At 67.9% G+C, this 6,697-nt stretch carries 7 protein-coding genes and 1 pseudogene; 4 read left to right on the forward strand and 4 right to left on the reverse strand.

What is annotated here, in order from left to right; all coding sequences use genetic code 11:
• Nucleotides 1–66: 66 nt before the first annotated feature.
• Nucleotides 67–1,725, forward strand: a complete 1,659-nt coding sequence (locus MMF94_RS40285; RefSeq protein ID WP_241042764.1) for a RecQ family ATP-dependent DNA helicase — start codon at nt 67–69, stop codon at nt 1,723–1,725.
• Nucleotides 1,726–1,758: 33 nt separating this feature from the next.
• Here MMF94_RS40285 and MMF94_RS40290 read toward each other — a convergent pair whose 3' ends face one another.
• The 3 genes and pseudogenes from MMF94_RS40290 to MMF94_RS43930 form a co-directional block, all read right to left on the reverse strand.
• A complete protein-coding gene (locus MMF94_RS40290) occupies nt 1,759–2,454 on the reverse strand; it encodes an HAD family hydrolase (protein WP_241042765.1) in 696 nt (231 codons plus the stop codon).
• 131 nt (nt 2,455–2,585) lie between these two features.
• A complete protein-coding gene (locus tag MMF94_RS40295) occupies nt 2,586–2,861 on the reverse strand; it encodes a hypothetical protein (protein ID WP_241042766.1) in 276 nt (91 codons plus the stop codon).
• Nucleotides 2,862–3,058: 197 nt separating this feature from the next.
• A pseudogene (locus MMF94_RS43930) lies at nt 3,059–3,238 on the reverse strand (helix-turn-helix domain-containing protein); the annotation flags it as partial.
• Nucleotides 3,239–3,838: 600 nt separating this feature from the next.
• On the opposite strand from MMF94_RS43930, the gene MMF94_RS40300 reads away from it, so the two are divergent.
• Entirely contained in the window at nt 3,839–4,348 is a 510-nt protein-coding gene (locus MMF94_RS40300) for a Dps family protein (RefSeq protein ID WP_241042767.1), read from the forward strand.
• Between the two features lie 17 nt (nt 4,349–4,365).
• Here the strand turns inward: MMF94_RS40300 and MMF94_RS40305 are convergent, their stop codons facing one another.
• Nucleotides 4,366–5,097 carry a PIG-L deacetylase family protein gene (locus tag MMF94_RS40305; protein WP_241042768.1) on the reverse strand — a complete coding sequence of 244 codons (732 nt, stop codon included), beginning with the start codon at nt 5,095–5,097 and terminating at the stop codon, nt 4,366–4,368.
• Nucleotides 5,098–5,214: 117 nt separating this feature from the next.
• Between MMF94_RS40305 and MMF94_RS40310 the strand changes: the two genes are divergently transcribed.
• Nucleotides 5,215–5,418, forward strand: a complete 204-nt coding sequence (locus tag MMF94_RS40310; protein ID WP_241042769.1) for a hypothetical protein — start codon at nt 5,215–5,217, stop codon at nt 5,416–5,418.
• Complete coding sequence (locus tag MMF94_RS40315) at nt 5,415–6,290, forward strand: LLM class flavin-dependent oxidoreductase (RefSeq protein WP_241042770.1); 876 nt, start codon at nt 5,415–5,417, stop codon at nt 6,288–6,290. Before MMF94_RS40310 ends, MMF94_RS40315 begins: the two co-directional genes overlap by 4 nt.
• Nucleotides 6,291–6,697: the final 407 nt, after the last annotated feature.

Genomic DNA, 6,697 nt, shown 5'->3' on the forward strand with positions numbered 1-6,697 from the left:
GGCGGGATGCGTGATCATCGATTCGTGTGACAGCGTCACGAGCCGCTCCCTGGGTACCTTCGACGTATGTCCGGCCCACGCCTCACGCCTGCCGCGGTAGCGAGCGCGCTGTTCGACTTCAGCTTGCGGCCTTCCCAGAAACAGGCGGTCGATGCGGTCGTCGCGGGCCGTGACACGCTGGCCGTGCTGCCGACTGGCAGCGGAAAGAGCGCCATCTACCAACTCGCAGGCCTCTCTCTCGGCGGTCTCACGCTGGTGATCTCGCCGCTGATCGCCTTGCAGCGCGACCAGATCAGATCGATCGCAGGCCGCCGCTACGGAGCGCCACGGCCTGTCGAAGCCGAGCTGCTGAATTCCTCTCAGAGGGCGCACGAGCGTCAGGACACCCTTGCGCGTCTGGCCAGGGGAGACCTCGATTTTCTCCTCATCGGACCTGAGCAACTCACGAACTCCGAGACGCGCGACGCGGTACGTGCCGGCGCACGCGACGTCGGCCTGTTCGTCGTCGACGAGGCGCATCTCGTGAGCGAGTGGGGTCAGGAGTTCAGGCCCGAGTACCTGAGGCTGGTCGACGCGATCGCCGAACTCGGCCGACCGACGATCCTCGCTCTGACGGCGACGGCGTCCCCGCCCGTGCAGGCGGACATCACGCGCCGCCTGGGAATGCGGTCTCCGGAAGTAGTGGTCGCCGATTTCGACCGACCGAACATATCGCTCGCCATGCGGCAAACCCAGCCCAGCAAGCCGGAGGCCCGCGCTGTCGACGATCGTTGCGTCGACGTGGTGATCCAGCAAGAGACTCCTGCCCTGGTCTACGCGCTCACTCACGCACGATGCGAGTCGCTCGCCGACAGGCTCCGGCTCGACGACTTCCGGACGGCTCCGTACCACGCTGGTCTGGCTGCCGGCGCCAGGGCGGACGTTCAGGACAGATTCTTCTCGGGACGCCTGGATGTCGTGGTTGCCACCAGCGCGTTCGGCCTGGGAATCGACAAGTCTGATATCCGGACCGTGGTGCATGCGGGCGTCCCCGCAAGCATCGACGACTATTACCAGGAGATCGGGCGTGCCGGCCGGGACGGAGAGCCGGCTGCTGCGGTCCTGGTGCACGACCCGCGGACCATTCGAATACCTCGAAGCCTCGCGGCGCGTACGCACCTGGGCGAAGAGACGCTTCATCGGGTCGTCGATGCAATCGAGAACGCCGGCGGGCAGGTTGCAGTTGCGGATCTGGTCGAGTCTTCCGAGGTGCATGCACACGCTGTCGACCGCGTGGTCAACGAACTGAGTGAGCTGGGATTCGTCAGACTTGCAGGATCTGGTCAGCAGCGCGTTGTCGAGCCTGAGCAGGATCTACCCCGTCCCGTCGATCTGACCGATCAACTGGTGGCGCTGGATCAACGGCGGCAAGCCGTGCTGTCCAGCCGTCTCAACGCCGCCCGCGAGTACGCGGAGAGTACGCGATGCCGTCGGGCGGAACTTCTCGCCTATTTCGGCGAGAGCTATACCCCTCCCTGCGAGAACTGCGACAACGATCAGTTCTCGAAACCGACGGCACCTTCCCGTCCGTCGGTCACCGGTGGGATTCCGGTGCGCCATCGCCTCTGGGGAGAGGGACAGATGCTGAGCCGAGACGACCACGAGCTTCTGGTCTACTTCGAGAGTGTCGGATACAAACACCTGACCGCGTCAACGCTGTCGTCAGGGATCCTGCATCGGCGGTGAGCAGGTCCCGCTCGGGGCGAGCAGCCAGTCCTGCTACCCGTCGGAGTCACGCTGTGCAGGCGTTGTGGCGGCCGTGACAACGAGTTGCGGGGAGATCTCGTCCAGTGAGCGGACGACGACACGGGCGAGTGCGAGCGCGTTGTCGTCCGGCGGAAAGGCCACGTTCGGCACCGCGATGAGGCCCAGACCAGCCGCCGCGGCCGACCGGAGCCCGTTGCTCGAGTCCTCCACCGCCACGGCACGCGCCGCGGACACGCCGAGCCGCCGAACCGCCTCCTGATAGACGGCAGGGGAGGGCTTGCCCGACCCCACTTCCTCGGTGGAGACCGTGACCCGGAACGAGTTGCGGAAATCCGCCGACTCCAGCACAGCGTCGATCAATCGCCGCGGAGAGGAGGAGGCGAGCCCGAGCGGCCACCGGCTGCCCAGCCGCCGCACGACCTCGCCTGCGCCGGGAAGCAGGGGCGGCCTCGCGCCGTAGCGGGCAGCCATGCGGTCGATCACCGTGGTCGCGACCTCTTCCGGCCGGCCCGGAACGCCTACCGTCTCGGTCAGATATGCGGACCACTCCGCCGTGCTCATCCCCTGCATCGCACGGGTCGCATCCGCAGGCCAGGGCCGTCCGGCCGCGTCGGCCATCGCGCGGCGCACCTCGTCCCACAGCTCCTCGGAGTCGACGAGCACGCCATCGAGGTCGAAGACCACCGCCTCCACGCCGCCGCCTGCCATCGGCCCTCCTCGGTCGTCCTGTGGTCCGCGGTCCTCGCCGCGCCGGAGCGCGATCTGCCAGAGGTGCATGCATGCGGGTGTTCGGTAGGGGCGCCACGGCTCCGCGCCGGCGTCGCCAGGGTTCGATGTGGCTACCGGCTTAGGCGTGCCCGCCGCAGGCTGGCGGTCGCCCACCCGAATGCGCCGATGCAGCCCAGCGTGATCACCCCGAAGATGATGCCGAGCACGATCTGGCCCTCGAGAAAGAAGATCACGGTGACGAGGGTGGACAGCACGAACGCAACGGTGGCGATCCCCGCGTGTAGCCGCAGCGCGCTCTGCCCGTCCGGTGTGCGCGCATCGGCGGCGGGTCCACCGGCACCGGGCACCGACTGGCTGGAGAAATGCATGTGCTCCCACTTCGCCATGGGTGCGGGTACCCGGGTTGGCATCCCGACACACGACGGACGACCGCGAGGGGCGAAGCCGTCGATTCCGCCAGAGGTAGCAGGTGGTTCGGCGTGTCCGTGACGTTCCGGTGCCGGCTGTCGCGCCTTTGAGCGGAGCGTTGCCGGTAAGCCCTCGGCGACACTCCGAGTCGTGCCACGGACGCGCGGCGTAACGACTCGGCGCAGCCGTAGCCGACCGGCTCGGCGGTCTCGGCGACCGTGTAACCCGACTCCAGCGCGGCCCTGGCGCCGTCGAAGCGCACCGACTCGACGTACTTGGTGGGGGTCGTGCCGAGCTCTTCGCGGAACAGACGGGTGAGGTGGCGCGGGCTCATCGCGGCGAGCGCTGGGAGCATCGGGGTGGAGTGGTCGCCCGCGCAGTGCTGAAGTCAGCCGACCGGGGCCGCTCAGCGTGGGCGAGAACCGCGATTGCCAGCCTGGGCGTTGGAGGAACACCACGAGCGACTGCGTGACCTGCCGCGCCGGCTCCTCGCCGTGGTCGTCCTCGAGAAGTGCGAGTACACGGTCGATCCCTGCTGGTACACCGGCTGTGGTGAACGTCCTGCCGTGGCGGACGACGATGGCGTCGGGCTCCACGACGATGTCCGGGTAGCTCCTGGTCAGCGCGCCGATGTGACGCCAGTGCGTGGTGGCGCGGCGGCCGTCGAGCAGCCCCCGCCCGCGCGGGGCCCGGCGCCGACGGCACGAGCACGCTCGACGTAGAGCAAATTTACGGGAAAGGCGTGGCCCATGACCGAAACGATCGCGAGGATGGACATTTCGGACACGTGGCCGGTATGCGAGCCGCCGAACTGATCCGAAAAACCGGCACTGCGCGTCGTTCGCTCGCTACCGCCGGTTGTTCTACTTCGCGATACCATGGCATCGGTCCCGGAATGTGAGCTGCCATCTGGTTCACGCAAGAGAAAATGAGTCAGAAGAAAGGCCATGCAAACATGACTGCAATGACCCCGTCCCGCACCGACTCCCGGCGGCGGACCAGCGCGGCCGACCGCTTCGTTGCCTCGGCGCGGCTGGCGAACAACCTCCAGGTCGTCCTGGTCGACCTGATCGAACTGCATCTGCAGGGAAAGCAGGCACACTGGAACGTCGTCGGTAAGAACTTCCGTGACCTGCACCTGCAGCTCGACGAGTTGGTCGACATCGCCAGGGAAGCCAGCGACACCATCGCGGAGCGGCTGCGGGCCCTGCAGGCGAGCCCTGACGGCCGCTCCGACACCGTGACCGCCACCACCAGCCTGCCGGCCTTTCCCGCAGGCGAGCAGAACACCGCCACGGTGGTCGACCTGATCACCGATCGCATCGCCGCCGCGACCGCGACCATGCGCACCGTTCACGACGATGTCGATGCGGACGACCCGTCCAGCGCCGATCTATTGCACGCGATCATCGATGATCTGGAGAAGTACGCCTGGATGATCAACGCGGAGAATCACAGCGCCTGACGTAATAAGTGCGTTGATCAATCGGAAGTGATGACTTCCATCGCGACGCCATAACGGGTGTCGATGCTTGCGCCTACCGGACGAGCCAGGGCTGCCAGAAACTCTTCCGGGTCGCTCATGGCGTCCGAATCGCCGAGGCCGCGCAGATACTCGGAGTGCGCCCGAAGTGAGGAGACCCCGGCATCGAACGTGTCGGTGACGTCCACGGCGTGTGTTGCGATCGGACTCCAGGGGACCAGGATCTGGGAGGCGCGCCAGAGTGCGAGCCCTTCGTCGGCGAGCTCGCGGAACACCCACCTGTTGGCCGCGTCCCGCACCCCGTCGATCACCGCCCGGCCGAGCGCGATGTGGTCGGCCTGGTTGTAGACGCCGGGGCTCCAGGTCTCATGGTGGTTGCCGGTGATCACCGCGTCCGGCTTGTGCCGCCGCACCGCCCGGGCGATGTCCCGGCGAAGGTCGAGCCCGTACTCCAGCACGCCGTCGGGGTAACCGAGGAACTCCACGGTGTCCACGCCGACCAGCGCCGCGCCCGCGCGCTCCTCGGCCTCTCGCAACGGACCGCAGCGTTCCGGCTCGATCCCGTCGATCCCGGCCTCGCCACTCGTCGCGAGGCAGTACACGACCTGCTTGCTCTGCGCTGTCCATCGCGCCACCGCGGCGGCTGTGCCGTACTCGAGATCGTCCGGGTGCGCGACGATGGCCAGCACGCGGGAGAAGGACTCATCCAGGAGCTGGAGAGGTTTGTCCACTACCGATCACCCTCGGCCGATCACTGTCTGTCGGCCGCGTCGGCGATGGCGTGCCGACTCGCTCTCGTCCACGGTCGAACCTCCGTCGCGGGCATGGATCACAGACGCTATCGGCACATGATGCCGATTGAGCAGTTCGTCATGAACACGCGCCAGCTCGTGGTGCTGTGGGACGGCTACAGCGCGGGGATCCCGCCTGGCGTGCTCTTCTCCGCATTCGTGATCATGGCTTTGGCCACGAGGCGTGCACCGGCTGTACGGAGCCGGCCGGTGCCGGAGGAATGGAGTTCGACGGTGCCTGAGCGTGAGACGTCGGCATGAGGGCCGGGATCGTCATCCTTCCCGAGTACCGGTGGGCGGACGCGAAACGCCGCTGGTCTGCGGCCGAGGAGTACGGGTTCGACCACGCGTGGACCTTCGACCACCTGGGATGGCGCTCGCTGGTGGACGGCCCGTGGTTCGGCGCGGTGCCGACGCTCACCGCCGCCGCAGCAGCGACCACACGGATCCGGCTCGGCACGCTCGTCGCATCACCGAACATCCGCCACCCCGTTCCGTTCGCGCGGGAGCTGACGGCGTTGGACGACATCTCCTCCGGACGATTCATCCTCGGCGTGGGCTCGGGGAGCGACGGCGATTACGACTCACGGGTCTTCGGCGTCCGCGAGCGCCTGTCCGGCAGGACCCGTCGGTTCGCCGAGTTCGTCGAGCTCCTGGATGCGCTGCTGACCACCGACACGGTCAGTTGGAAGGGCGAGTTCTACGAGGCGTTCGAGGCGCGCAGGGCGCCCGGTTGCGTTCAGCAGCCCCGGCTGCCGTTCGTCGTGGCCGCCGACGGGCCGAGAGCGATGGCGGTGGCCGCCCGGTTCGGGCAAGGGTGGATCACCATGGGCACCCGAGCCGCTCCGGGCCTCGACGAGTGGTGGGGCTCCGTCGCGGCGGCTGCCCACCGGTTCGACGACGTTCTGGCCGAGCACGGCAGGGATCGGGGAGAGATCCAGCGCTTCCTGCAGTTCGACTCGGCACCGGTCTACGCGCTGTCCTCCGTCGAGTGTTACCGGGACTTCCTCTCCCGGGCGGACGAGCTCGGCTTCACCGACGTCGTGGCGCCCTGGCCGCGCGCGGATGGTGTCTTCGCGGGCCGTGAAGACGTGCTGGAGGACATCGCGTCGCAGGTTCTCCCCAAGCTGTGATCCGGATGATCTTCGCGGTCCGCCGGTGAGCCGATGGAAAGCCTCCGACGCCCACGATGCGCCGACGCTCAGACCGGCTCCACTGCGGATCGGCGCGGTGCCGCTTGGCACGGGTTGGCATTGACAGCGACATCGCCTTGACGAGGTGCTAAAGCTCGGCCGGACGCTGTGCCGCCCAGCGCCCCTCAGTGCGCCTTCGCGCTGCACCAGGCCCAAGCCTTCTGGCCGGCGCGTGCGCACCGGCAAGAGGGCCTCGGGCCTCGCAACCAGCGCTGATCGTGCCGCTGCCGAGGCCGGACTGGGCCACCGGCGACTAGCGTCCTGCGGCGGTGAGTTGGGCGTCGAGTCGTGGGTAGACGCGGCGGGTGTTGAGTTCGAAGATCTTGCGCTGGTCGTGTTCGGTGAGG

The organism is Pseudonocardia alaniniphila (assembly GCF_022524485.1).
GTDB lineage: Bacteria > Actinomycetota > Actinomycetes > Mycobacteriales > Pseudonocardiaceae > Pseudonocardia > Pseudonocardia alaniniphila.

Coding starts and splice junctions, on each gene's coding strand:
- MMF94_RS40285 (WP_241042764.1), top strand. CDS start 67: ATGTCCGGCCCACGCCTCACGCCTGCCGCGGTAGCGAGCGCGCTGTTC.
- MMF94_RS40290 (WP_241042765.1), bottom strand. CDS start 2,454: ATGGCAGGCGGCGGCGTGGAGGCGGTGGTCTTCGACCTCGATGGCGTG.
- MMF94_RS40295 (WP_241042766.1), bottom strand. CDS start 2,861: ATGGCGAAGTGGGAGCACATGCATTTCTCCAGCCAGTCGGTGCCCGGT.
- MMF94_RS40300 (WP_241042767.1), top strand. CDS start 3,839: ATGACTGCAATGACCCCGTCCCGCACCGACTCCCGGCGGCGGACCAGC.
- MMF94_RS40310 (WP_241042769.1), top strand. CDS start 5,215: ATGATGCCGATTGAGCAGTTCGTCATGAACACGCGCCAGCTCGTGGTG.
- MMF94_RS40315 (WP_241042770.1), top strand. CDS start 5,415: ATGAGGGCCGGGATCGTCATCCTTCCCGAGTACCGGTGGGCGGACGCG.